Annotated in this window: 23 protein-coding genes; 15 read left to right on the plus strand and 8 right to left on the minus strand. The window is 48.8% G+C overall.

The window, feature by feature from the left end; translation table 11 throughout:
- Nucleotides 1-190: 190 nt before the first annotated feature.
- Complete coding sequence (locus ACFO5U_RS15980; protein ID WP_377280078.1) at nt 191-1033, plus strand: YitT family protein; 843 nt, start codon at nt 191-193, stop codon at nt 1031-1033.
- A 41-nt stretch (nt 1034-1074) separates the two neighbouring features.
- On the opposite strand, the gene ACFO5U_RS15985 is transcribed toward ACFO5U_RS15980, so the two are convergent.
- From ACFO5U_RS15985 to ACFO5U_RS15995, 3 genes are all read right to left on the minus strand, one after another.
- A complete protein-coding gene (locus ACFO5U_RS15985; RefSeq protein WP_377280079.1) occupies nt 1075-1671 on the minus strand; it encodes a hypothetical protein in 597 nt (198 codons plus the stop codon).
- 13 nt (nt 1672-1684) lie between these two features.
- A complete protein-coding gene (locus ACFO5U_RS15990) occupies nt 1685-2818 on the minus strand; it encodes a CapA family protein (protein WP_377280080.1) in 1134 nt (377 codons plus the stop codon).
- Nucleotides 2819-2975: 157 nt separating this feature from the next.
- The gene (locus tag ACFO5U_RS15995) at nt 2976-3353 is read right to left on the minus strand and encodes a YidH family protein (RefSeq protein ID WP_377280081.1); all 378 of its coding nucleotides are present in this window, start codon (nt 3351-3353) and stop codon (nt 2976-2978) included.
- 149 nt (nt 3354-3502) lie between these two features.
- Between ACFO5U_RS15995 and ACFO5U_RS16000 the strand changes: the two genes are divergently transcribed.
- The 3 genes from ACFO5U_RS16000 to ACFO5U_RS16010 all read left to right on the plus strand — a co-directional run bounded on the left by ACFO5U_RS16000 (nt 3503) and on the right by ACFO5U_RS16010 (nt 7415).
- Nucleotides 3503-5536, plus strand: coding sequence for a Na+/H+ antiporter (locus tag ACFO5U_RS16000; protein WP_377280082.1), 2034 nt, complete (start codon nt 3503-3505; stop codon nt 5534-5536).
- 612 nt (nt 5537-6148) lie between these two features.
- Complete coding sequence (locus ACFO5U_RS16005) at nt 6149-6970, plus strand: DUF3100 domain-containing protein (RefSeq protein WP_377280083.1); 822 nt, start codon at nt 6149-6151, stop codon at nt 6968-6970.
- Nucleotides 6963-7415 carry a hypothetical protein gene (locus ACFO5U_RS16010; RefSeq protein WP_377280084.1) on the plus strand — a complete coding sequence of 151 codons (453 nt, stop codon included), beginning with the start codon at nt 6963-6965 and terminating at the stop codon, nt 7413-7415. Before ACFO5U_RS16005 ends, ACFO5U_RS16010 begins: the two co-directional genes overlap by 8 nt.
- A 158-nt stretch (nt 7416-7573) precedes the next feature.
- Here ACFO5U_RS16010 and ACFO5U_RS16015 read toward each other — a convergent pair whose 3' ends face one another.
- Nucleotides 7574-8650, minus strand: a complete 1077-nt coding sequence (locus ACFO5U_RS16015; protein ID WP_377280085.1) for a CdaR family transcriptional regulator — start codon at nt 8648-8650, stop codon at nt 7574-7576.
- A gap of 125 nt (nt 8651-8775) precedes the next feature.
- Between ACFO5U_RS16015 and ACFO5U_RS16020 the strand changes: the two genes are divergently transcribed.
- The 6 genes from ACFO5U_RS16020 (at nt 8776) to ACFO5U_RS16045 (ending at nt 15894) form a co-directional block, all read left to right on the plus strand.
- Nucleotides 8776-9909 (plus strand): glycerate kinase, encoded by a 1134-nt coding sequence (locus tag ACFO5U_RS16020; RefSeq protein WP_377280086.1) that lies wholly within the window; start codon nt 8776-8778, stop codon nt 9907-9909.
- 14 nt (nt 9910-9923) lie between these two features.
- A complete protein-coding gene (locus tag ACFO5U_RS16025) occupies nt 9924-11270 on the plus strand; it encodes a GntP family permease (protein WP_377280087.1) in 1347 nt (448 codons plus the stop codon).
- A gap of 152 nt (nt 11271-11422) precedes the next feature.
- Entirely contained in the window at nt 11423-11782 is a 360-nt protein-coding gene (locus tag ACFO5U_RS16030) for a hypothetical protein (RefSeq protein ID WP_377280088.1), read from the plus strand.
- Between the two features lie 112 nt (nt 11783-11894).
- Entirely contained in the window at nt 11895-13193 is a 1299-nt protein-coding gene (locus ACFO5U_RS16035) for an MFS transporter (RefSeq protein WP_377280089.1), read from the plus strand.
- Nucleotides 13194-13322: 129 nt separating this feature from the next.
- Entirely contained in the window at nt 13323-14201 is an 879-nt protein-coding gene (locus ACFO5U_RS16040) for a YusW family protein (RefSeq protein WP_377280090.1), read from the plus strand.
- A 145-nt stretch (nt 14202-14346) separates the two neighbouring features.
- Entirely contained in the window at nt 14347-15894 is a 1548-nt protein-coding gene (locus tag ACFO5U_RS16045) for a Na/Pi cotransporter family protein (RefSeq protein WP_377280091.1), read from the plus strand.
- 38 nt (nt 15895-15932) lie between these two features.
- Here ACFO5U_RS16045 and ACFO5U_RS16050 read toward each other — a convergent pair whose 3' ends face one another.
- The 4 genes from ACFO5U_RS16050 to cysK all read right to left on the minus strand — a co-directional run bounded on the left by ACFO5U_RS16050 (nt 15933) and on the right by cysK (nt 19807).
- The gene (locus ACFO5U_RS16050; RefSeq protein ID WP_377280092.1) at nt 15933-16925 is read right to left on the minus strand and encodes an ABC transporter substrate-binding protein; all 993 of its coding nucleotides are present in this window, start codon (nt 16923-16925) and stop codon (nt 15933-15935) included.
- 39 nt (nt 16926-16964) lie between these two features.
- Complete coding sequence (locus ACFO5U_RS16055) at nt 16965-17720, minus strand: ABC transporter permease (RefSeq protein ID WP_377280093.1); 756 nt, start codon at nt 17718-17720, stop codon at nt 16965-16967.
- On the minus strand, nt 17704-18492 hold the full coding sequence (locus ACFO5U_RS16060) for an ABC transporter ATP-binding protein (protein ID WP_377280094.1): 789 nt from the start codon (nt 18490-18492) through the stop codon (nt 17704-17706). Before ACFO5U_RS16060 ends, ACFO5U_RS16055 begins: the two co-directional genes overlap by 17 nt.
- 397 nt (nt 18493-18889) lie before the next feature.
- A complete protein-coding gene (gene cysK, locus ACFO5U_RS16065; protein WP_377280095.1) occupies nt 18890-19807 on the minus strand; it encodes a cysteine synthase A in 918 nt (305 codons plus the stop codon).
- A 266-nt stretch (nt 19808-20073) separates the two neighbouring features.
- Here cysK and ACFO5U_RS16070 point away from each other — a divergent pair, with 266 nt between their 5' ends.
- The 5 genes from ACFO5U_RS16070 (at nt 20074) to ACFO5U_RS16090 (ending at nt 24112) form a co-directional block, all read left to right on the plus strand.
- Nucleotides 20074-20730, plus strand: coding sequence for a potassium channel family protein (locus tag ACFO5U_RS16070; protein ID WP_377280096.1), 657 nt, complete (start codon nt 20074-20076; stop codon nt 20728-20730).
- A 72-nt stretch (nt 20731-20802) separates the two neighbouring features.
- Nucleotides 20803-21471 carry a reverse transcriptase-like protein gene (locus ACFO5U_RS16075; RefSeq protein ID WP_377280097.1) on the plus strand — a complete coding sequence of 223 codons (669 nt, stop codon included), beginning with the start codon at nt 20803-20805 and terminating at the stop codon, nt 21469-21471.
- A gap of 191 nt (nt 21472-21662) precedes the next feature.
- A complete protein-coding gene (locus tag ACFO5U_RS16080; protein WP_377280098.1) occupies nt 21663-22469 on the plus strand; it encodes a DUF4397 domain-containing protein in 807 nt (268 codons plus the stop codon).
- Between the two features lie 7 nt (nt 22470-22476).
- Complete coding sequence (locus tag ACFO5U_RS16085; protein ID WP_377280099.1) at nt 22477-23130, plus strand: class F sortase; 654 nt, start codon at nt 22477-22479, stop codon at nt 23128-23130.
- A 178-nt stretch (nt 23131-23308) separates the two neighbouring features.
- Nucleotides 23309-24112 carry an ion transporter gene (locus ACFO5U_RS16090; protein WP_377280100.1) on the plus strand — a complete coding sequence of 268 codons (804 nt, stop codon included), beginning with the start codon at nt 23309-23311 and terminating at the stop codon, nt 24110-24112.
- Nucleotides 24113-24135: the final 23 nt, after the last annotated feature.

Here is a 24135-nt window from a genome sequence, read left to right on the forward strand (position 1 = left end):
CATTCAAATAATGATTTGAATTCATCTCCAAAGAGTCGAATATTCCGTGAATGAGCGAAAGCGGGAAAGTCGGCCAAAGGTACTTGCTTTCTAAAGCAGGCATCCCCTATAATGTGAGGCGCTGCCTTGTTTTATTATCTAGCTAAATGACTTAAGGTGGGAAATGTTAAAATGAATGGAGAACGTTGAAATGGATAAACTTTACCGCCTCGGAGCGATTTTCGTCGCTTCTATTATTATGGGTGTTGCTTTTAATATGTTTTTGCTGCCTCACGAAATCCTATCGGGAGGAATTACCGGAATCGCGATGATTTTCGGCTTGCTGACACCGATCAACTCAGGGATCTGGCTGATTTTATTGAACTTGCCGATTTTAATTATCGGTTGGATGAAACTCGGCAAAACCTTTATTGCCAATAGCATTTTCTCGGTCGCCGTCACGTCTGTTTCGATGTTGTACATCCCGATTGTCCAAGTGACAGCAGATGCCTTATTGTCTTCTGTCTTCGGCGGTGTCATCATCGGAGCGGCAGTCGGCATCATCATCCGCTTTTATGGCTCGACAGGTGGATTTGACGTCATTGGGTTATTGTTGACGATGAAGCGTGATATTCCGCTTGGCTTTCTAGTCTTTGTATTGAACTCAGGGGTTGTCTTTATTTCTGGATTCATCTTCTCTTGGGAACTGGCGATGTACACAATGGCTTCGATATACATTACGGGAATTGTCGTCGACCGCATCCACACGCGCCATATTAAGCTGAGCTTGATGGTCGTTACGGCAAATGGCGACGAAGTGAAGAAAAAACTATTGGCCAATTTATATCGCGGCATTACGGTCACCGACGGGGAAGGTGCTTATTCCGGAACGAAAGTGAAAATACTGCACAGCGTCATCACGCGCTATGAGCTGGCGTTTGTGCGGCCGTTGATCAAGGAAATCGATCCGAACGCGTTTGTCAGCATAACCGAAACGATGGAAGTTGTCGGGAATTTCCGGCGAGACGATAATTATAAGAAAAACCCAATGTAACTTAAAAAAGCCGCCCCGAAAAACCTCGGGGACGGCTTTTTTTACTGTGCTTCTTCTACAAATACGCGGTAAATAACTTCATCGCTTGCCTGGAGATTTGAACTGCAAAAGATTTCCCGGTACGTGTCTGTACGGCGTTTCCAGCCATTCTCCAATAAAAAATGCTCGATAGCTTCAGATGCCATTTGCCGTTTTTGGGGCTTATTTGGCACGCGCACTTGGACGGAAAGCCCATCTTCGAATTCTTCGAATGCGACTTCCGGGAGGTGGGGCAAGTTTTTTTCACTGTAGAGAAGCCTAAACGCGCGGCAAATGACTTCATTGTCGATAAAATTAGGCTGGCGGATCATCCACGAACTGTTGTCGGCAAGACCACCGGTTGATGTGCTTGAATGGATGAGCCGTTCTAAAGGATAAACGCAGTAGTCGGTGAAACCCGGCGGCGAATAGCCGCTGTCTGGCATACGCTTAACGGCTTCAGACAAGGCGATGAGCGTTTCAATGCGCTCTGCTGTGCTGCTCTCCTCTCGGGTTGACGCTCCGTCAATGATAAAGTAGGACTGCTTCGGTACGTGAATCACCTGCGGGGAATCGGGCGGAGCATATAATTTCTGCTCATCTTCTTTCCAATTATGCATCATCAACTCTCCCTTACTCGTGGAATTCCAGTTCAGGCATCCATGTCTTCATATGGGTTTTCGTATTTTCATTCCATTCTTCATTCACGTCTTTTAACAACACCACTTTAAAATCACGGTAGTCGGCACTATAAGTGAAGGTGGGTGTAAAGCGCGGATTGCCAATCGTCACGGTCGATCCTTCAGCCGTTTCAGTAAGTTCGGCTTCCACATGGACGATGCCGCCGATTTGCCGTTCAACGCCTTGTTGCCCAGACAGGAAATTGCCGAGTGAATAAATGACGAAGCTGCGCCGCCCATCGCTCGACTCAATCCATGCAGGAGGCTGCAGCACATGCGGATGGTGGCCAAGAATGATATCCGCCCCATGTTCCGCAGCGAAATGAGCTAGTTCGATTTGTTCGAGCGAAGGCATCGCTTCATATTCGACGCCGAAATGTAAACTGACGACCGCGACATCGGACTGTTGTGTCGCCCGGGCAAGATCACTCTTGATCAAGTCCAGATCGATCCGATCTACGAGATAAGACCTGCCGCTTGGCGTCGGCACGCCATTGGTGGCATACGTATACGACAAGAAAGAGAATGTAATGCCGTTGCGTTCGATGGTCGGCACTTCCAAACGCTGCTGTTCGGACATGGCAGAGCCGGACGTAACGATATCAAGTGAGTCCCAATGCGCATGTGCGTTTTCGATTGCCCGGATACCCCGGTCAAGTGTATGGTTGTTCGACATCGAGACTGTGTCGATGCCTGCTTGTTTCATGGCATCGCCGACTTCATAAGGGCTGTTGAAGGAAGGGTAAGTTGAAACCCCGATTTCCGAGCCGCCGATAATGCTCTCTGAGTTCGCGAATGTGATATCCGATTGTGACAAAAAGCTTTCGACCGGTTGAAACATCGGATAGAAATCATAACCTGTTGCGGTTTTGGCATCTTCGTAGACAGTGCCATGGATGAGCACATCGCCGACGGCCGACAAAGTGGCTTGTTGTGTCCTGGTAAGGCGTCCAGGAGCGGTGGCTGATGCCGTGATGCGTTCAGTAAATTCCGGAGACGGCACTGTTTCTTGTACCGGTTCTACCGGCATGCAAGCAGTTAATGACACGGAAGCTGCAAATGCAAACAAACATAGTTTACGGAGCATGCGGATCGATTCCTTTCAGCCGACAAACGGTCGTGCATCCAGTTTGTCATATTCTTGTCATGATTGATTTTAGAATACTATAGCCGTGAGAAAATAACTATATTTATTTTATTTTCCTGTGAGAAATATCCTGTCTGGTTTCTATCGGGAAATTAGTTTACATAATGATAAAGAAATAAATGATGACCATGATAATCATCATCGAAAGCATCGTTGAAATCATGCGGATGCGCAAATTAGAGGAATAAAAAGTTTCCTGGATGATCTGCTGGCGCTTTTCACGGTAAGTCCGTGTGGCGGTAAAAATGATGACGAGCCCGAAAACGCAGGAGAAGATGCCGAGAAAAACGGTAAATAAATCGACAAATGGATTGCGGACGATGCCCATCGTAAAATGCAGGCTCGTCGCGAGAAATCCGACCCCAACAATGGAAATCGCCGTGCGGATCCAAGCGAGGTATGTGCGTTCGTTCGCTAAATGCTGCTGAGTGTAGACCAGTTGATTTTTTTCTTTCCGGTATGATTGCCGTGACAAATTCTGGACCTCCTTTTTGCCAAATGGCTAGTACTTTTCTATATAGTTTACCCAAAATCGGCGCAAGCTAATAGAATTGCGGAGAAAAGGGCTAAACACCAACAAAATCAGGGTATACATAAATCATTACATGTAAATGGGGAATTTTAATGGAATTATTGCTGACAATAATGGTCTTGTTGGTCGCTTTGCTCGTCTCTAATGTGGTGAGCCATTATGTGCCCCAAGTGCCGACAGCGCTCATTCAAGTAGCGCTTGGCATCATCATCGTGCTGGTGTTTGAGGATTTCACCTTCCAGCTCGAAGCAGAATGGTTTTTACTGCTGTTCATTGCGCCGCTTTTGTTCAATGATGGCCGGCATTTTCCGCGTGAGGAATTATGGCGCATGCGCGGCCCGATTTTTGGCAATGCCGTCATACTGGTCTTATTGACGACGGCAATTGGCGGCTATTTTATCCACTGGCTGATTGAAGACATCCCGCTTGCGGCAGCCTTTGCACTCGCTGCAATTTTGTCGCCGACAGACCCGGTCGCGGTGAATGGCATTTCCCAGCGCATCCGGATTCCGCCGAATGTCTTGAGTTTAGTGCGCGGGGAATCGTTGATCAATGACGCATCCGGCCTTGTCGCGTTTAATTATGCGGTGGCTGCTGTGGTCACCGGATCATTTTCGCTCTACGCGGCCTTTTTTAATTTCTCTTATAAATTTTTAGCAGGGGCATTCATTGGCATCGCCTTGGCGTTAGTATTTGTCGGGATTCGCCTCCTGTTCCGCAAGCAAGGCATTAATGATGTGACATTCCACTCTTTGCTGCAGATCATGACGCCTTTTGTCATCTTTGTCATTGCAGAGGAGTTCTTGGGGGCATCCGGCGTTATCGCAGTCGTTGTAGGCGGCATCGTCCATGCGCTGGTGCAGGAGGAAACCGAAGCGCTTGTGGCGGAAGAACAGATGCTGACGGAAAACATTTGGACAATCATCACATTCATCTTGAACGGCATTATCTTTTTACTGCTCGGACTGAATGTGCCTGGGGCCATGAGCGGCGCGTTGGAAAATCCGAATACGGACGAAGGCGTGTTGTTGTCATATGTTGTAGCCATTACCGCCATGTTGCTCGGCATCCGTTTCGTATGGGCGTATTTGTTTTCCCAATACGAGTACCGTTTCGGTAAAATGGCAGATTCAGCCAAACCTAGCTTAAAGCTCACCTTGTTCGTCAGTTTGACGGGCGTGCGCGGAACGGTGACGATGGTCGGGATTTTGTCTTTGCCGTTGGTCATTGACGGGGGCTTTAGTTTCCCGCAACGCCCTTTATTGTTGTTTCTCGCTGCAGGGACCATTTTGTTGACGCTGTTGCTTGCTACTGTCTTCCTGCCGCTTCTCAGCAAAGGAAAAATGGCCGGCAGCGAAGAAGGCGGCAATATCGATTTGGAAGAAGCGAGGCGTCGCATATTGCTTGCTTCGATTGCCCGTATTAAAGCCGAAATGAATGAAACCAATGAAACGGCGGCTTATGAACTGATGGATGAATACCGTTTGCGGTTCCAGCAAGTGCAGCCCGAAGGCGAAGAAGCAAAAGAAGCGAATAAAAAGTATCAGCGGCGCATGAAGGAAGTGCGATTGCGTGCTTTGAGAGCCGAAAGGCGCTATATCCAAAGGCTTAAAAAAACACAAGGGATGGACCGCGAAGTGTATGCCGCATTCGAGCATTCGCTTGACCGCCGCGAGGAAGCGATTGCGCACAACGCACGGTCGACGCTGCTGTATTTGCAAGGGAAATTGATCCGCGCATGGCGCCGTTTCCGCGGGGAGAATTGGCAAGAAGAAGAAATTCGTTTGGTTGAATACCAAGTCGGCCGCGAGGTGCAATTAAATGCGCTCGAGGCGGCAGTCGAGGACATGAAAGCGCACTACCAAAAAGCATCCCGCAAAGATGTGGTGGATGCGGTCATGACCGACTACCGAAAAATGATCAGCCGTCTCCGGAAACCTGAAACGCTCTACGATGAGCGTTACGAGATGCAAAAAGAAGAGTTGCGCATCAATGTCATGGATATGGGGCGTGCGAAAATCTATGATATGTATGATGCAGGGGAAATTACACGACATCAGGCAAAAGAACTGCGCAAATACATCAATTACATCGAAAGCGTCACGCTTTACGATCCGACAGAGTAAAAAGCAGAAGCATTAGCTTCTGCTTTTTTCAGGCTGTCGAGAAAGTGATGAAGTCGTATTTTCCGAAGCTTATCGCTCGCTTTCCGCGGGCGGGAATCGAGCCTCCTCCCTCGCTAGGAAACCCGTGTGCTCCCACATCTGCGTAGCAGATGCGTCGCAAATGAATGTGCTCAGCGTAGCTTCGTACATTCATTCACTGTGGGGTCTCTCAAACCCGCTAATCCCGCAGGAAAGATAAGGTCGAACTACGTGAGAACTTATCTTTGCGAAGTAATGCGCAGCATTATTGAGCAGAAGGGGTTACGAGCAAACGCTTCTCCAAATACTTAGATAGATCATTGATTTTTGATGCAAAATAGCGACTACTATTTTTATATGTTCAGCGGATTATAGACTTCTTCAACACTCTGTAAAAAACAGAAGCATTAGCTTCTGCTTTTTTTGTTTGGAGTATGTTGTGCTATTGCAATTGCCAGCCTTTAAAGAATCAGGAAAAACGAACGAAAATGAATTTTTATGTTGAAACGTCCGTTAAAAAGAGTAAACTGGTTTTATGGATTGGCAATCTAACAAATAATTGCTGTCAGTTCCGAAGAAAGAGGAGGGGGAACGATGAAGGAAGTAAAGTTGAAGCACGTCGTCAAGGACTGGCGTTTGCATGCGGTAGCATTTATTTTGGTCGCTATAACCGAAGCAATCGGCCAGTTCAGCATTACAGTAGGGCCGGGTGTCATTTTATTATTACCGATGTTGTATGCATTCTTTCTCGGCTTGCTGCTGTATTTTACGCCAGTCATTTCCGAAAAGAACGCAAAACACGCAGAACCGCTTATTGTTCTAGGCGTAACCTTGCTGATTGCAAAAATCGGTGTGACGATCGGCCCGCAAATCGAAGCGATCATCGCGGCTGGACCGGCGCTTCTATTGCAGGAGCTTGGCAATTTAGGAACCATTTTTATCGCACTGCCGCTCGCAGTATTGCTCGGTTTCCGTAGAGAGAGCATCGGCATGACGCATTCGATTGCGCGAGAACCGAACGTCGGCTTGATCGTCAATAAATTTGGTTTTTCTTCACCTGAAGGCCGGGGGGTTATGGCCATCTACATATTCGGTACGGTGTTTGGCGCAGTTTTTCTCGGATTGATTGCCGGTTTGCTTGCAACTTCTACGCCTTTGCATCCTTTGTCGTTCGCGATGGCATCAGGTGTCGGCTCGGGTTCGATGATGGCAGCCGCGAGTGGTTCTTTGATCGGCGCGTATCCCGAACTTGAAGATCAGATCGTCGCATTTGCCGGAGCGAGCAATTTGCTGTCGCTGTCGACCGGCCTGTATTTCAGTATTTTTATCGGCTTGCCGTTAACAGAAAAACTGTATAGTATCATGATGCGCAGAACACAGCGGAAAGCGGCTACAGGAGGTGGGCCGAATGCTTAAAAGCATAATGGAATGGACATGGGTATTGGCTATATTCGGTGCTGCTGCTTTAATCGGAAATTGGTTCGGCATGGATGTGCTGCCATGGCAGGCACTTCCGGGTATGCTCGTATTGATTGCCGTAAGTTTGGTCGGGCTGATGCTTGAAAAGGCTTTGCCGTTTCGCATGCCGGCGGTCGGTTATATCGGCGTTATGGCGATTATCATTTCCTTGCCGTGGTTTCCAGGCTCGGAATACGTGGTTGCCTGGACAAGTGAAATTGGTATACTGGCGCTAGCGACGCCGATCCTCGCGTATGCCGGCATTTCAGTCGGTTCGAACTGGGCGGATTTTCGCAAGCTCGGATTCCGCAGCTTTATTGTCGCGATTGCCGTCTTTCTCGGTACCTTTCTCGGTTCAGCGCTTATCGCGGAAGTCATTTTACGATGGCAAGGCATTATTTAATTCAAACAATCCCCGCAGCATTATGCTGCGGGGATTGTTTTTTGGGCAAAAGAAAGGGCCTGGTGCAGTTTCCTGCTCCGGGCCGTCAAAAACTTTGGGGTGAAGGGGGAAGCTCAGTTTAGCGCTTCTTTTTAACTGTTACCACGTTTTTGCTGATTCTAAACATTTTTTAATAATAAAGCGAGATATAAATGAACAGCTTGTAGAAAATCGGCTGGGTTCAGCCCGGTTTTTTCTTCTATTTTTTTAAGGCGGTAGCTGAGTGTATGGCGGTGGATGTTGAGCCGATCGGCGGCTTCCGAAGCCGAGCAGTTCGATTCGAAAAACGCATTCAATGTCCTGCACAGCTCTTCAGATAGCGAATCGAGTATGCGGCTGTGAAAATGATCCAGTTCGGCTTGAGGATTGTTTTTCAATAAGGCGATCAATTCCACATCTTCAAAATGGACTAATCGCTGCGCCGGTTTTCCGAATGTCAGCGCACTTGCAGCGGTAGCGGCTGAGCGAGAAATTGCGTCAATCGTTTGCGCGGGCAATCCGACGCCGATGCGCGCAGCAGGGCATTGGATGATCCGGAACAAATCAAGCATGAGGCTGTCTTCGCGCAGATCACCGGCGCCCGTCACAACAATAAATAATTCGTTCAGCCGGGAATAACCGAGCATGACACAGTCGTGATGAAAAAAATCCTCGAGTCGCTCAAGTAGGCGGATATCAGGTGATGGCGTCTCGCTGAGTTCAATCAGCAAAACAGTATAAGGTGCCTTATGTTCCATTCCGAGTAAGGCGAAACGTTCTTTAGCAAAACGGGAAAGCGGTTGTCCGCTTGCGAGTTCTTCATAAACGAGCTCATTTGTCTTGCGCATCCATTCGGTATGGCTGGTGATCAGCGATTGGTGAACCATCATCTCGGTCGTCAATTGGACAAGCTTGGCGATTTCTGCAAGCTCGTCGGGGTTTCCGCTAATACCGATGACACCGACCAACTCTTCTTCGAACATGATCGGCAAATTGATACCGGGCTTGACTCCACCGAACGTCGTGGTGTCGTGGTCATGAATGGTCAGTGCGCATCCTGTCTCCGCAACGCGCGCAGCGCCTTCATGAATACGGTCGATGCGCTCAGTTTCACCGGAAGCCAAGATGAGGCCGTTTGTATCCATCACGTTCAAATTACGGTTCAAGCGCTTGGAAGTTTGTGCGACAATTTCTTCGGCCATTTGTTTACTGATCATCTTTTCGCCTCCTTGTATAAAAATTCTGATTATTATCAACGAAAATATGTACTTTCAGTATAATGCATGTGCGAACCGTCAGCATTATAATTTTTGTAAGCGTTTACGCAAAAGGAGGGGTCATGATGAACATCATCGTAGCGCCGGATTCATTCAAAGGCAGCATCTCCGCGCAAGCAGCGGCACAAGCGATGAAGCAAGGCATTTTGGATGCAGTGCCAAAAGCGCATGTATTGGAGTTGCCGCTCGCAGACGGCGGTGAAGGCACCATGGAGAACTTGGTCACAGCTACAGGAGGCCGCATCACTCATAAACAAGTGACTGGGCCGCTGGGGAATCCGGTCAAAGCAGGTTACGGAATTCTTGGCGACGGGAAAACCTGTGTCATTGAAATTGCACAAGCTTCAGGGCTTCCGCTTATTCGACCGGTTGACCGCAATCCGGAAATCGCTTCAACTGAAGGAACCGGTGAATTGATTCGCCACGCGCTGGATGACGGCCTACGGGAATTCATCATTGGCCTCGGCGGCAGTGCAACAAATGACGGCGGTACCGGTATGCTGCGCGCGCTCGGTATGAAGTTTTTGGATGTGCAAGGTAAGCCTGTGAAAGCGGGCGGCGGCGATTTGAACCGGCTGGCAGAAATTGATGCGTCCGAGTTCGACCAACGCATTCAAGCTTGTCGATTTTTAATTGCGAGCGATGTAGACAATCCATTGATTGGCCTAAATGGAGCCTCGCATGTTTTCGGTCCGCAAAAAGGGGCGGCAAAAGACGTGGCCAGTCGTCTGGATGATAATTTGCGTCATTATGCCGATGCGGTCGAAAAACTGACGGGCACAGTGCTGCACGATTATCCGGGAGCGGGTGCGGCAGGCGGTGCGGGAGGGGCGTTTTTGGCGTTTTTCCCTACGCAGATACGCCGGGGAATCGACGTGGTGCTAGAAGCTTCAGGTTTTTTGGAGCATGTGAAAGACTGCGATATGGTTTTGACAGGGGAAGGGAAATCGGATTTGCAGACTTTATCCGGCAAAACGCCTTTTGGGGTAGCGGAAGTTTCTGCACAATTCGACAAGCCTGTTCTTCTCATCTCAGGCATCATCGCTGAAGATAGCCGCGACGCATTAGAGGAGCATTTTACGGAAGTTCATGCGGTCGTAGGGCCATCCGTGAGTCAAAAACAGTCGTTCTTGGATCCTGAAAAATACTTGCGCAAAAAAACGAAACAAGTCGTTGCTGCTTATCTGAAAACACAATAAAAGGGGTGTAAGCTATGTTATTTTTCATTATTGCATTGAGTGTCGTGCTTGTTGTCATACTGACAGCTGTATTAAAAGTCCATCCGTTTTTGTCGCTGTTGTTCGGTGCATTCTTTATCGGTATCGCATCCGGCATGCCGCTTGCGGATGTAGTGGCAAGTGTCAATGAAGGATTCGGCGGCTTGATGGCCGGCATCGGGCTGGTTATTGTCTTCGGGACAATCATCGGCGTCATCTTGGAGAAATCCGGTGCCGCTTACCGAATGGCAGAAGTCGTGCTGCGGTTTATCGGTGAAAAGCGTCCGCAGCTGGCGATGTCGATCATCGGTTTTATCGTGTCAATCCCGGTTTTTTGTGATTCCGGATTTGTTATTTTATCGAGTTTGAAAAAAGCGCTGGCGAAGCGTGCAAAAGTGGCGATTGCGTCCATGTCCGTGGCACTTGCGACCGGCTTGTACGCAACGCACACTTTAGTGCCGCCAACGCCTGGTCCAATCGCCGCTGCCGGAAATATCGGAGCGGAAGCATATCTCGGCACGATCATTTTGATCGGTTTTGTCGTAGCGATTCCGGCGGTTGCGGTTGGGTATTTATGGGCAGTAAAATTCGCATCGAAAATCCAGGTGCCTGAAGATACCGAAAAAGGCGGTTTGAATTATGAAGAAATCGTTGCCTCATTCGGCAAGATGCCATCGACGTTCAATGCATTCCTGCCGATTTTGTTGCCGATTGTCTTAATCGCAGCCGGCTCGATTGCGAATCTGGCAGGTGATGGCGGAACCATAGCGAGCTTCCTGAGCTTTCTAGGAGCGCCGACCGTAGCGCTTCTTGCAGGTGTATTGGCGGCATTGTTGCTGCTTCCGGATTACTCCGAGAAAACTTTATCCGGATGGATCGGTGAAGGGCTGGTCGCAGCAGCACCGATTCTTCTCATCACGGGTGCCGGCGGTGCATTTGGTCGCGTCATCGCCAATTCGGGTGTGGCAGAACTGATCACAGCGATGGATTTCGGGGATTTTGCGACCGGTTCCTTGTTCCTGCTCATTCCGTTCCTCATTGCAGCGGCTTTGAAAACGGCGCAAGGTTCGTCGACTGCGGCTTTGGTCATCACGTCGACTTTAGTGGCTCCGCTGCTGCCAACCTTGGGCATTGAAGGCGCGATTCCTTTGGCGCTCGTCGTCATGGCAATCGGCGCAGGGGCAATGACGGTCAGCCACGTTAATGACAGTTTTTTCTGGGTCGTTAAAGAATTCAGCGGCATGACCATTACTGATGCGTATAAAGCACAGACGGTAGCCACTTTGTTGCAAGGAGTGACGACAATTACTGTTACCATGCTCTTATGGTTTCTGCTTGTCTAAGATATCCACCATCCGGCGTTTGCCGGATGGTTTTTTCTTTTTGCACTTTTCTTTTTTTCAGGTGTAGGAAATTGCCAAAAGGGGTACAAAACTATAACTGCTTAGCACCGGCATACTTGCACATCCGTACGAAACGAAAAGGGGGGATTTTTATGCTCACGCTCAACACCCGCAGCAACCTTCGGAAAGAAACACGCAGTCTATACTCGGATATGATGGCTTATTATCAAAACCTGTCAGTTGGCCACGAAGCGGAAACAAGCGATTTGCAGCGCATGATGCGAAATTTGAACAGGTTAACACCAGCTTCTACTGCAGAGCATCTCGAGGCCATCCGTTTTCTGGATTATTTCCTGGCGACCCATCTTGGGCAACTTGATCCCGCCTATGAAATGGAGCGGATGGAGCTATTGAACCGTGCCAACCGCTTTACAGCGCGTGAATCGAGAAAGCGCCGCGCGCTCCGGAAATGGCGCCGCGAATATGAAGACAGCAGCGAACAAGCTGTTTAAAAAAAGAAGGCCGGCGACGGCCTTCTTTTTATTGCCTAAATTTAGAACTCAATAGTGACACGAAACACGCTATAATGAATTTGCTCATATCAATATGAATGGAGGCCGGACGATGGCTAGTGAAAAGAGGCAAGCGCTGAACGGTTCGCTTGAAGAGTACATCGAATCCCCTGAAAAGCTTCAGGGATTATATAAACGGACTCTTTGGATTGTCATGCTATCACAAATATTCGGTGGAGCGGGCTTAGCTGCAGGCATTACAGTCGGCGCATTGCTTGCGCGCGACATGCTTGGGACCGATAGTTACGCCGGGCTTCCGGTCTTTCTCTTTACGCTCGGTTCAGCAGGGGCTGCCCTTATTGTCGGGCGCCTGTCGCAGCGCTTCGGCCGCCGCACGGGTCTTGCAGCCGGATTTATAGCTGGCGGAATCGGCTCCTTTGGCGTCGTTTTTGCTGCCATTTGGGGCAATGTCTTTCTGTTGTTCCTGTCGCTGCTCATCTACGGCGCGGGAACGGCGACCAATTTGCAGGCGCGTTATGCGGGAACGGATCTTGCCACTGCAAAACAACGCGGCACGGCAATTAGCGTGGCGATGGTGGCGACGACATTCGGGGCATTCGCTGGACCGAATTTGGTCGGCGTCATGGGGAATTTTGCTGAGTCGATCGGAGTGCCTGCGCTTGCCGGGCCGTTCATTTTAGCGGGCGCGGCGTTTGTGCTGGCGGGAATCGTGCTGTTTACATTATTGCGCCCGGACCCTCTAGTCATCTCCCGTCTATTGAGCGAACGGCGCGAACTTGATCAAACTCAAGCGGCAGAAGATGAAGCGTCCTTACCCGCCATTAATAGCCGCGGCGTCTTTCTCGGTGCGACCGTCATGGTCATCACCCAAATTGTCATGGTTGCCATCATGACAATGACACCGGTCCATATGGGGCATCATGGCCACAGCTTGAATGCGATCGGTATGGTCATTGGCATCCATGTGGCCGCGATGTATTTGCCTTCATTGGTGACAGGCGTCTTAGTCGATAAGGTTGGGCGCGTTGCCATGGTCGTTGCGGCCGGTGTAACCTTGCTTGCCGCCGGGCTTGTCGCCGCGTTTTCGCCAGGCGACTCGCTGGCGGTATTGATTTTAGCTTTAGCGCTGCTCGGTCTCGGATGGAATTTCGGCTTGATCAGCGGTACGGCCTTGATTGTTGATTCTACCAAACCGAAAGCGCGGGCAAAAACACAAGGGACGGTCGATGTTTTGATTGCGCTTGCCGGAGCGACAGGAGGCGGCATGTCCGGCTTGGTCGTGGCCGGCACAAGCTTTGCGTTTTTATCGCTTGCCGGTGGTGTATTGTCATTATTGTTGGTGCCGGTCGTCATTTGGTTTTGGCGAAATCAGGCGACAGCCATCTCATAAGAAAATCACTGGAGCTCCTGGCTCTAGTGATTTTTTTGTTCTCATCAATTTCTAATGTTCTACTCAGCTTGCCTTCAGTTTGCACGGGTAGTCTATAGCTAGAACATAAACGGGAAAGGGTGTTATAAGATGAAGAAGATGACATTAAGTATGGCCGCGATATTATTTTTAGGAGCTTGCGGTACAGCGGAGCAGGCAACGGAGACTACTGAAACGACAGGCACTGCAACGAAAAGCGCTACGGAACAGCAAATTGCGTCAAATGCAACGAACGGTGATGATAGCATTTCCGGAGACGATTCGAGCGAACAGGATTCAGCTTCACAAGGCACGTCTGAAGTGGAAGATACAGCTTCACCGTCGAATGGCGAAACAACAACGATCCGCGAGTTCGATTTGGATCTGGAGTTTGGAAATGACCGCGACTGGGATTTTGATTATGATGAGGACGGTGAAGCACGCATCGAGCGTGATGGTTCAGAAAACCTTTCAGGAGAGGCGGCGCGCGATGAATTTACGCGTTTGTTCCAATCAGTCCAATTCACCACTGACCGCCCGTTAGAAGAAATTAAACGAGAAGTCTTAGAGGTTGTCGGGGCACAAGCATCCGATGTCCGGGACTTTGAACTGGATGTGAAATTCGAAACGAACGAGGAAATCGAAATCGACCATGATGCTAGAAATGCCAATAATTCGACAGAGGTAGATGAATTCTCTCTTGACCTTGAATTCGTTGGAGGCGGCGAAGCAAGCTATGAATACGAAAGCGATGAGCGCGAAGCGGAAATCGAGCGCCGGAACGGTTCTGAAATCGAGGACGGTCAGGCAGTAGAAGAAATGGAACGGCTGCTTGGCCAGATTTCCATCACCATGGACCGGTCCATCGATGACATGAAAGCGGAAGTACTGGAAGCTTTGTCGATCGATCCGGCGGAAGTGGAAGATTTTGATTTGGAGATCAGCTACCGCGGTGGTGAGGAAATCAAATTCGCGCATGACTTGAAGTAAGTTTGGAAGCCTTCTATTTATGAAGGCTTTTTTTCATGGCTGCTTTTTTCGAAGTGGCATTGGGCGGAAGTTGAACGAAGTTTGGATATTTTCCAATAAATCATCGCTTTTTCGTTTACACTGTAGAAAAAAGGAGGTGGACGACATGGTGATGATGCTGGCGATACTCGGTGGAATCGGACTATTCCTGCTGGGCATGCAAATGATGACGGGTGCTTTAAAGGAATTGGCTGGCGATTTTATCAAGGTGTGGATGAACCGTTTTGCAGGTGGTACGGGCCGCGCTATTTTCTCCGGAGCTCTCATCACCGCCATCATCCAGTCGTCCACCGCAGTTACGTTATTGACGATCGGTTTTGTCAGTGCCGGCTTGTTGAGTTTTGCGCAATCTGTCGGCGTCATTATGGGAGCTAATATCGGCAGTACGAGCACTGGTTGGCTCGTCTCGCTTATCGGTTTTAAAGTGGATCTGCAAAGCTGGGCTTTGCCGATTGTCGGCTTTGGTGTCTTGATGAAAACATTTCTACCGGAACGCATTAATGCCTATGGGTCGGTGCTCGCCGGATTCGGCCTGCTGTTTCTCGGTATCGGCGTGTTGCAGGAAGGAATGGCGGAATTGCAAAATGCCGTATCTTTTTCCGGGTTAACGAATATCTTTCTCCTCGTGTTCCTTGGCGCATTGATGACAATCATTATGCAGTCATCGAGTGCAGCGGTGGCGACGACCTTGACGGCGCTGTTTTCCGGTGTCATTGAATTCGAACAAGCAGCCTATTTGGTCATCGGGCAAAATGTGGGTACCACGCTCACTGCCATTCTCGCCGCAATCGGGGCAGGAACAGCTGCCAAACGGGCAGGGATGACGCATGTTTTGTTTAATGCGGGGACTGCAGTGATTGCTCTCATGCTTGCTCCTCAATTATTACAGGCGACAAGCGCCATCAGCCATCTGCTCTTCGAAGAGTTCGACGCTGCGTTCGGCATCGCAATTTTCCATACTTTGTTTAATGTTCTCGGCGTTTTGGTCTTTGCATTGTTAATTCGTCCGTTTATCCGTCTTATAGAAAAGTTGGTGCCCGAAAAAGGCAATCCGTTCGTCCAGCACTTGAATCCGCAAGTGGCCAGGCTTCCCGAAGTCGCGCTCGAAGCGGTTCATCAATCGATTCAAGCAATTTTGATCGAATTGGTGGAATCGATGCGTATGGTGCTGCGCGATGGGATTATCGACCGCAAGAACATCCACATATTGCGCGAGGCGGCTATGGAAATCCGGACTTTTCTCAATCAAATCCAGACGATGCCGCATGAGGCTTTTCAACGCCACGTGCAAATTCTTTATACGCTCGATCATGTCGACCGGCTGCTGCAAAAGCTCGAAGAACCGATTGCCCGCGAAGCCTATATGGTTCATCCTGGAATAGCGGGCAGATGGATGCCGCTATTCGATAAAGCACAAATGCAACTCGGCGAGGTCGAGCGTCTTCCGGAACTTGCACAGGAGTTCGGCAAAGCCTCCGAAGAGATGGCCCAGGAGCGCAAAGCCCGCCGCAATGAATATTATGTGCGGGCTGCCAGAAACGAGGCAGAACTCGCGACTGTGCTGAAAAAAGTCGACGCGCTGTTATGGCTCGACCGGCTCATCTACCAGGCGTGGCGGGCTATTGCCCGTTTGGAAAAAGCACAAAGGACATAATAAAACTCCCACCGATTTCGGTGGGAGTTTTATTGGTGTTAGTTTAAAAACTGCGTATCTGTCAATTCAGCAAAATCAGGCTGTTCTTTCAGGAACTTCAAATCAAACGATGCGTCGCCGAATGCTTGGATTTCAGCCCCGTCGATATCCGTGCTGAAGAACATATTGCTCCAAGCGCCGTCGATGACGGATTTCTCAAGCTTTTGGCCTGTGATGTCATCAATTGTCGAGATAACGATTTCTTTTGATTCTTCCGGATTGTCCGCGATATAAGCCGTTGCTTCTTCATGTGCGTCGACAATGCCTTGAACGACTTCCGGATCGGCGTCGATTAATTCACTGGACGTAACAAGGACAGAAGCCGGAAGTGTCGTGCCGAACGAAATTTCATCCGGTTCGATGATCACTTTGGCGCCGGTGTTTTGTGCGAGCACTGATGCCCACGGTTCAGGCGCAACTGCGACATCGATCTTGCCTGTTGCAAACATTGCTTCATACTGAGCCGGGTTACCGGTCTGGTGAATCATGTCGCCGCCGATGCGGTTGGAGGTGACATCATTTTCTTTCATATACGTTTCAAATTGCACATCGTGGGTGCAGCCGACGCGAGGCGTGATGAAGGTTTTGCCGTCCAAATCTTCAAATGACTCGATGCCGCTGCCTTGACGAGCCATGACAACTGTTCCGCCGCTAGCACCGCCTGCGATCATGCGGACATCAGCGCCGTTCGTGTAATTATTCATTGCCGGTCCAGGACCGACTAGTCCGCCGTCGATATCGCCGGTTTTCAGCGCCGTCATGAAGTCGGCGCCATCAGCGAATGTGACGTATTCAACATTGGTGCCTTCGGGCAAATTGCTTTCATAAAATGCTTGGTCTTTCGCGACCATCGCTGTAGCGTGGTCAAGGTTCGGGAAGTAGCCAAGGACGACGGTTTTCTCTGCATCGCCTTGTGCAGCATTAGAAGCACCGCAAGCTGACAAAAACCCGGTTGCGGCTAAAGTTGCTAAAAGTAATCCATATTTTTTCATGAATAATTTCCTCCTTATGTATGGTCTGTACTATAAAGATTAAGCTTCTAGTCCCCAACGTTTCAGGACATTTTTTTCGATGCGCTGGAAAATCAGCTGATCAACTACTGCACCGACAACTCCGATAATGATCATGACGCCGATGACGAGGGACATATTGCCGAAATCAGAAGCGTAGCGCAAGGTATAGCCAAGACCCGGCCCTGCACTCAGCAATTCACCCGCCATAAGTGCGCGCCATGCGAATGCCCAGGCGAGACGGGCGCCTGTGACGAGGTAAGGAACGGAAGCCGGGATGATGACTTTCCAAAACAAATCGATGCCGTTCGATCCCATCGTCCGTGCTGCTTTGATGAACAATGGATTGACGTTTTTGATGCCTGTGCGGACATTGAGTGTCATAACGAATGTACCGCCGAGAATGACGACGAAAATGATGGCGCCTTCCCCGAGGCCAAACCACATCATCGCAAGCGGAAGCCAGATGATGCTTGGTACACTTTGCAATGCCAGAACCATCGAGCCGATTGTTTCATCGGCTGTTTTGGAGCGGGCGAGCAAGATGCCGAGCGCGGTCCCGATCAAAATGGAAACGACGAGGCCGATAAACAATCGCCGGAAACTCGCGACTAGATCGTAAACCAAAGTCATGTCCGCGAAACCGGCTGCGAGCGATTCCCAAACGCTGATCGGTGATGGGAGAATGGTTTGGTGCCATAATTCGAAATGGGAGCCAAGCCACCAAAATAAAATGAGGCCCCCATAGAAGAGGAGGCGCTTAACGGCGGGCTTCATAAGCAAGCTCCTCATTTATGACTTTGTCGATCTCTGTTTTCAATAGCCCCATGATCTGTTCTTCGAGTGCAGCCACTTGCTGTTTGTGTTGCTCACGAGGCCTTGGGATGTCGACGGAAATATCGGCAATTACCGTGCCGGGCCGCGTCCCCATGACGACGATGCGGTCAGACAGTTTAATCGATTCGGAGATGCTGTGGGTAACGAAGACGATGGTCTTTTGCGTGTCGATCCATATGGTCTCCAATTGTCCGTGCAGGCGGCTGCGCGTCTGTTCATCAAGCGCGCCGAATGGTTCATCCATGAGCAACACAGCCGGATCCATTGCCAACGAACGGGCGATGGAGACGCGTTGCTGCATACCGCCGGACAATTCGTGGGGGTAATGGCTTGCGTAATTGCTGAGCTGCACCATTTGCAGGAAATGGCGGGCGCGCTCTGCCGCTTGCTTTTTGTTCATCTCCTTGCGCAATGGAAAGACGACGTTTTCGGTCACGTTCATCCACGGGAACAATGCCGCTTCCTGGAATACCATGCCGCGGTCTTTACCGGGCTTGAGCACTTTCTTATCATCGACGATGATGTCACCGGATGTCGCCGAAGTGAGTCCGGCAATCATCGAAAGCAAAGTAGATTTGCCGCAACCGGAAGGGCCGAGGATGGAGACGAACTGGCCTTTTGGGATTTCTAAATTAATGTCTCGTAAAACCGTATTGTCTTGATTATCTTTATCGGTATAAACTTTGTTGATATGGTGAATTTCAATAAACAAAAATCATCACAGGTTATAAAACCTACCTTTCTAATCGGGTATTGTTTAATAAAGTATAGTAGTTTTATAGGGATTGTCAACAACTCCCGGATAAAAAGTTTTTTCCATAAAAAAGAAGAGTGTTGAATAAGTGGATAATCCACAATCAATTCTAAGAATGAACCACTTTTCGCTAGATCAGAGAATCAGAGGAGTGTCTAAGTGTTTGGAGAAGCATTCGCTCGAATCCAGTGGGACTAGCGGGTTTGAGAGACCCCACAGTGAGCATAGCGAGCGAGGAGGCTCGATTCCCGCCCCACGGAGTCGTGCGATACGCTTCGGAAAACACAGCTACTTAATGTTTCTCGACAACCTGAAAAAAAGAAGAGGCCGCAGCCTCTTCTTTTGTGCTCGATCATTATTCAAATAAGTTCATGCTCAAATAGCGTTCGCCGGTGTCTGGAGCGATGCACAACACTTTTTTTCCAGAACCGAGCCGTTTGGCGACTTCAATCGCCGCATAAATGGTTGCGCCGGCAGAAGGGCCGACGAAGACTCCTTCTTCACGCGCCGCCCGGCGAAACATGTCGATGGCATCTTCATCTTCGATCGCCATGATTTCATCGTAAATCGCCGTGTTGAGGATATCCGGAACGAAGCCTGGGCTTGTCCCGACTAATTTATGCTTTCCTGGTTTGCCGCCGGAAAGAACAGGGGATCCTTTCGGTTCAACGACAGTAATGTGAAGGTTCGGCAGTTTTTCCTTCAAGGTTTCGCCGGTTCCTGTAATGGTGCCGCCGGTCCCTGCTGAAGCGATGAACGCATCGAGCTGTCCGTCCATTTGTTCAAGAATTTCCGTCGCTGTCGTGCCGCGATGTGCATCTGGGTTTGAGGGATTCTCAAATTGTTGTGGAATATAGCTATCTGGAATCGTTTTCTGCAATTCGAGCGCTTTGTGAATTGCACCGGGCATTTTATCATCGCTTGGTGTCAGCACAACTTCTGACCCGAATGCTTTGAGCAAGTTAATGCGTTCTTGAGTCGCATTGTCCGGCAAGACGAGAATCGAGCGGTACCCTTTAGCGGCTGCGACCATCGCCAGTCCGATGCCTGTGTTGCCGCTAGTCGGCTCAATGATTGTCGATCCTTTTTTCAGTACACCGGATTCTTCTGCCACGCGGATCATATTGTAAGCAGCGCGGTCTTTAACGCTTTTCGTCGGGTTGAACATTTCTAGTTTGACGTATACATCGGCAGCGCCTTGAGGGACGAGGCGGTTTAGTTTCACTACAGGTGTGTTGCCGATCAACTCAACAATGGAATCATATGGTTTCATAGAATTAAACAACCTTTCTCTATCGGGTATGAAGGATATTAATTCCCATTGTAGTATAAAGGGAGACACTGCGCCAATCGATTGTTCGGCTGCTCGGTATAGGATCCTGAAATTACGAATGAATCTTCTATATATAGAAGTTTTTAGTGTTTTGATGTTTTGAATAACGCCATTGGTATGAAATTATCGACAAACGGTGATGCGGTAGCGTACTATTTTGGTAACGAGAACTTGTTCGAATCACCCAATAGAAAGAAGGAAATCTCATGAAAAAGCAAATAGTGGTGATCGGTCTTGGGCGCTTCGGAAGCAGCGTCTGCAAAGAATTGTACGAACTCGGCCATGACATTATGGCCATCGACTCTAATCCGGAAAATGTCAGCGCCATTTCCGATTTCGCAAGCCATACTGCGACAGCAGATGGGACCGACGAAGGCAGCTTGAAATCGCTCGGCGTCCGCAATTTCGAATATGCCATCGTGGCGATTGGCGATGATCTGCAGGCGAGCGTCTTATGTACGCTGATGTTGAAAGAACTCGGCGTCCCGAAAGTATGGGTCAAAGCGCGTGATGACCAGCATCGAAAAATCTTGGAAAAAATCGGTGCCGACCGCGTTATCCAGCCAGAATATGAAATGGGCATACGAACAGCACACCATGTCGATTCAGAAAAAGTGGTCGACTATATCAATTTGTCGGCAAACTACAGTATCATCGAGCTTGAAGCATCCAAAAAAGTGATCGGCAAAACATTAGGCGAACTGAACATTCGCAAAGATTACGGCTGCATGATTCTCGCCTTGAAAAACGGGGAAGATGTCAATATCGCACCGCTGCTAGAAGACATGATTCAAACCGGGGATATTTTGATCGCTATGGGTCATAAAGACGATTTGAAACGTTTTGAAGCGAAGGGACTTTAGAGAGTAAACTTAAACGCTCCGAAGCCGAGAATTCATCCCGAAGCGAATTCCATTTAAAAGGATGGTGATGATATGAAAGTGCGGATTGATTGGACTTACAAATCACCGAAAGATCAAGTGCTGAAGTTTCTTTCAGAAGAACTTGAAGCGAATGATGCGATTCAAATAGCTGCAGACCTTGAGCGTACTGGCCGGACAAAGCGCTTGCAGTTTGTCGACAGGCATAATAGCAATTGGAGTCTGAAAGAACTGAAAAACTACGTGACGGAAATTGAAACCGAGCCGCATGATGTCATCGTTTACTACGACGGCGGATTCGATCGCCATTCGAAAAGGGCAGGGCTTGGTTGTGTGATTTATTATAAGCAAAGCGGCAATGATTACCGCTTGCGCAAAAATACGGCTATCGATGAACTTGAGTCCAATAATGAAGCTGAGTATGCAGCCTTAATGATGGCAGTGCAGGAGTTGGAATTGCTTGGAGTTCATCATTTGCCAGTGCGTTTTATCGGAGACTCCCGCATTCTGGTCAATCAAATGACCGGGGAATGGGCCGTCCCTGAACAAACACTCGCCAGATGGGCGGACCGCATTGACCAGCGGCTGGAAAAACTCGGCATCCATCCTGAATACGAGTTTGTGCCTCGTAAGGAAAATGCCGAAGCGGATCGATTGGCGACACAGGCATTGAATTATACGGCAATTGAGAGTTTAACGGACATCAGCGCTGCGAATGAATAGCAAAAGAAAAAGTTGCCAGTATAAGTTTTTCTGGCAACTTTTTCTTTTTTATGTAAGTTTGTATGATTAAATAAGTCTAAAAGATCAAATTTATCAGAATACTCTATTATCTCTTGAAATATATATTGTATAGGTGTATAAAGAAGATGTACAAAAGTTATACAAAAACTATACGAAAGAAGGTTGGCCCAATGAAGAAGACCGTTGTATCTCTCTCTGTTGCAATGCTGGTGCTGTTTTCACTGCTAGCTTCACAAGTCATGGCGGATTCACATGGCGACGGTGCAAAAGTTCGGGTTCTGCACGCTTCACCGGATGCTCCTGCAGTAGATGTTTATGTCAATGGAGACTTAACACTCGAGGAAGTACCATTCAAAACGGATTCCGGTTATTTGGATGTCCCGGCTGGAACGCATGATGTAGAAGTATTTGCTGCAGGTACTGAATACGCAGCAGGTGAAGGCGTCTTGCAGGCTGATTTGGAAGTAGAGGCAGGAAAAGCTTATACAGTTGCAGCTGCAAACCTTTTGGAGTCGATTGAATTTGTTGTTGCTGAAGATTCTATGGAAGTAACAGAAGGCCAAGCGAAAATCCGTGTCGGCCATTTGTCACCGGATGCTCCAGCAGTTGACGTTGGCATCATCGGTGGAGATGCGTTGTTCAGCGGTGCTGAATTCCCAGGAATCACAGATTACGCAGAAGTTGCTCCTGATAGCTATGACTTGGAAATCCGCTTGCCGGATGGAACACAAGTATTGCCGCTTGAAGGAACAGAACTTGCTGCAGATACTGTCTACTCAGTCTTTGCGGTCAACACAGTTGATTCACTTGAAGTCATTGCGCTAGTTGATTACGAAGCTGCCGGTGCGCCGGATGAAATGCCGACAACTGGCTTAGGAGTGCCTCAGCAATCACAATCGATTTGGATGTTGATCGGTGGCGCATTGTTCCTAGTAGCAGCGGGTGGGCTAGTGTGGAGAAAACGTTTTCAAGAATAGTATAGTGATGTTGCTTGCAATGTTTGTGCTTGTGGGGTGCTCTAATACAGTTGAAGATGAAGTAAGCATCCGCAGTGCGGAAGTCGGTTTTGAAGTCAAAGCACAGCCGGCATGGACAAAAGAGCCTGCTGTTGCGACCGCTCCAGCAGATACAGCCGTCCAGTCGAAGCCACAGTCAACACAAACGGCCAATCCTTTCGATGGTTTGAAGCGCCCAGGCATTTCGCCGCATACGCTGTCGATTCCATCGATTGGTGTGGAAGCTGATGTTTTACATCTCGGCACGACCAAAACGGGGGAAATGGCAGTGCCGGATAATGGTGATGAGCTGAGCTGGTATTCAGAAGGCTATCGTCCGGGCCAAAGAGGCCGAGCGGTCATCGCCGGACACGTGGATGATTTGGAGGGGCCGGCTGTATTTTGGGATTTGACGGAACTCGAACCGGGAGATGAAATTTTGGTGACTGGCGACGAAGGCGATTTGACCTTTAAGGTCCGTGCCATGGAATCGGTCCCGCTTGATTTGGCGAATATAGAATCGGTCTTCGGCTATCAGTCAACCCCGGAACTCGTCTTGATAACCTGTTCTGGAACGTATGATTTTGACCGCGGAACGAGAGAAGAACGCTTGATTGTCTATGCAACGCTTTCAGAAGAATGAATTCGGCGTCTCCTTCATAGGAGGCGTTTTTTTCGTGTACTGTCACATTTTCGCAACAAAACAAGTCGCATCCACCAGTTGACGTGTCTCACAATTTTAAAGCCATGCTATAATTAAACGATACTTTTAAATGCAAAATACACTACATAAGATCATGTAAGGAGTCGTCTGTCGCCCTATGAGACAATCTTTGAAGCGGATCGTGGAAAGTGCGCGGTTCAACACATTTATCACTATTTTAATTATTTTTAATGCGTTGCTCGTCGGACTGGAAACTTATCCGGAGATTAGGCAAACATACGGAAACTGGCTGCTCGTGGTGGATCTCATTATTTTGGCTTTTTTCGCATTGGAGATTATCGCCAAACTTATTGCCTACCGGACGGCTTTTTTCAAAAATGGCTGGAATAACTTCGACTTTATCATCGTTGTCGGAAGCCTAATTTTGTATAATTCACCGTACATTAGCGTGCTGCGTATTTTCCGTGTGCTGCGTGTTTTGCGGACGGTGTCGACCATTCCATCTCTGCGTCGCGTCGTAACAGCATTATTTATGGCCATTCCGACCATCACAAGCGTCATTTTGTTGATGTCGATCATTTTTTACGTATATGCGGTTATCGGGACGTTCTTTTATGCGGATATCGAACCCGAGTTTTTTGGGGATCTCGGCTTGTCCCTTATTACGTTGTTCCAGGTGTTTACTTTGGAATCCTGGGCAAGCGGCATTTTCCGCCCCGTATTTTCACAGGAACCTTGGTCTTGGCTTTACTTTATTTCGTTCATCGTCGTGTCGACGTTCTTGATGATCAACTTGATTGTCGGGGAAATCGTCAACAATGCGCAGAAAATTTCAGATGAAATCGATAAAGAAACAGCTGAGTTGGAAGGGATTAAAGAAGATACGTCTGAAATCGATGATTTGAGAAAAGAAGTCGGTGAACTGAAAAGCATGGTCCAAACGCTTGTCGACCGGAAATAAAGAAGAAGCTGCCTCTAGTGGGC

This window comes from Planococcus dechangensis (assembly GCF_042654465.1).
GTDB lineage: Bacteria > Bacillota > Bacilli > Bacillales_A > Planococcaceae > Planococcus > Planococcus dechangensis.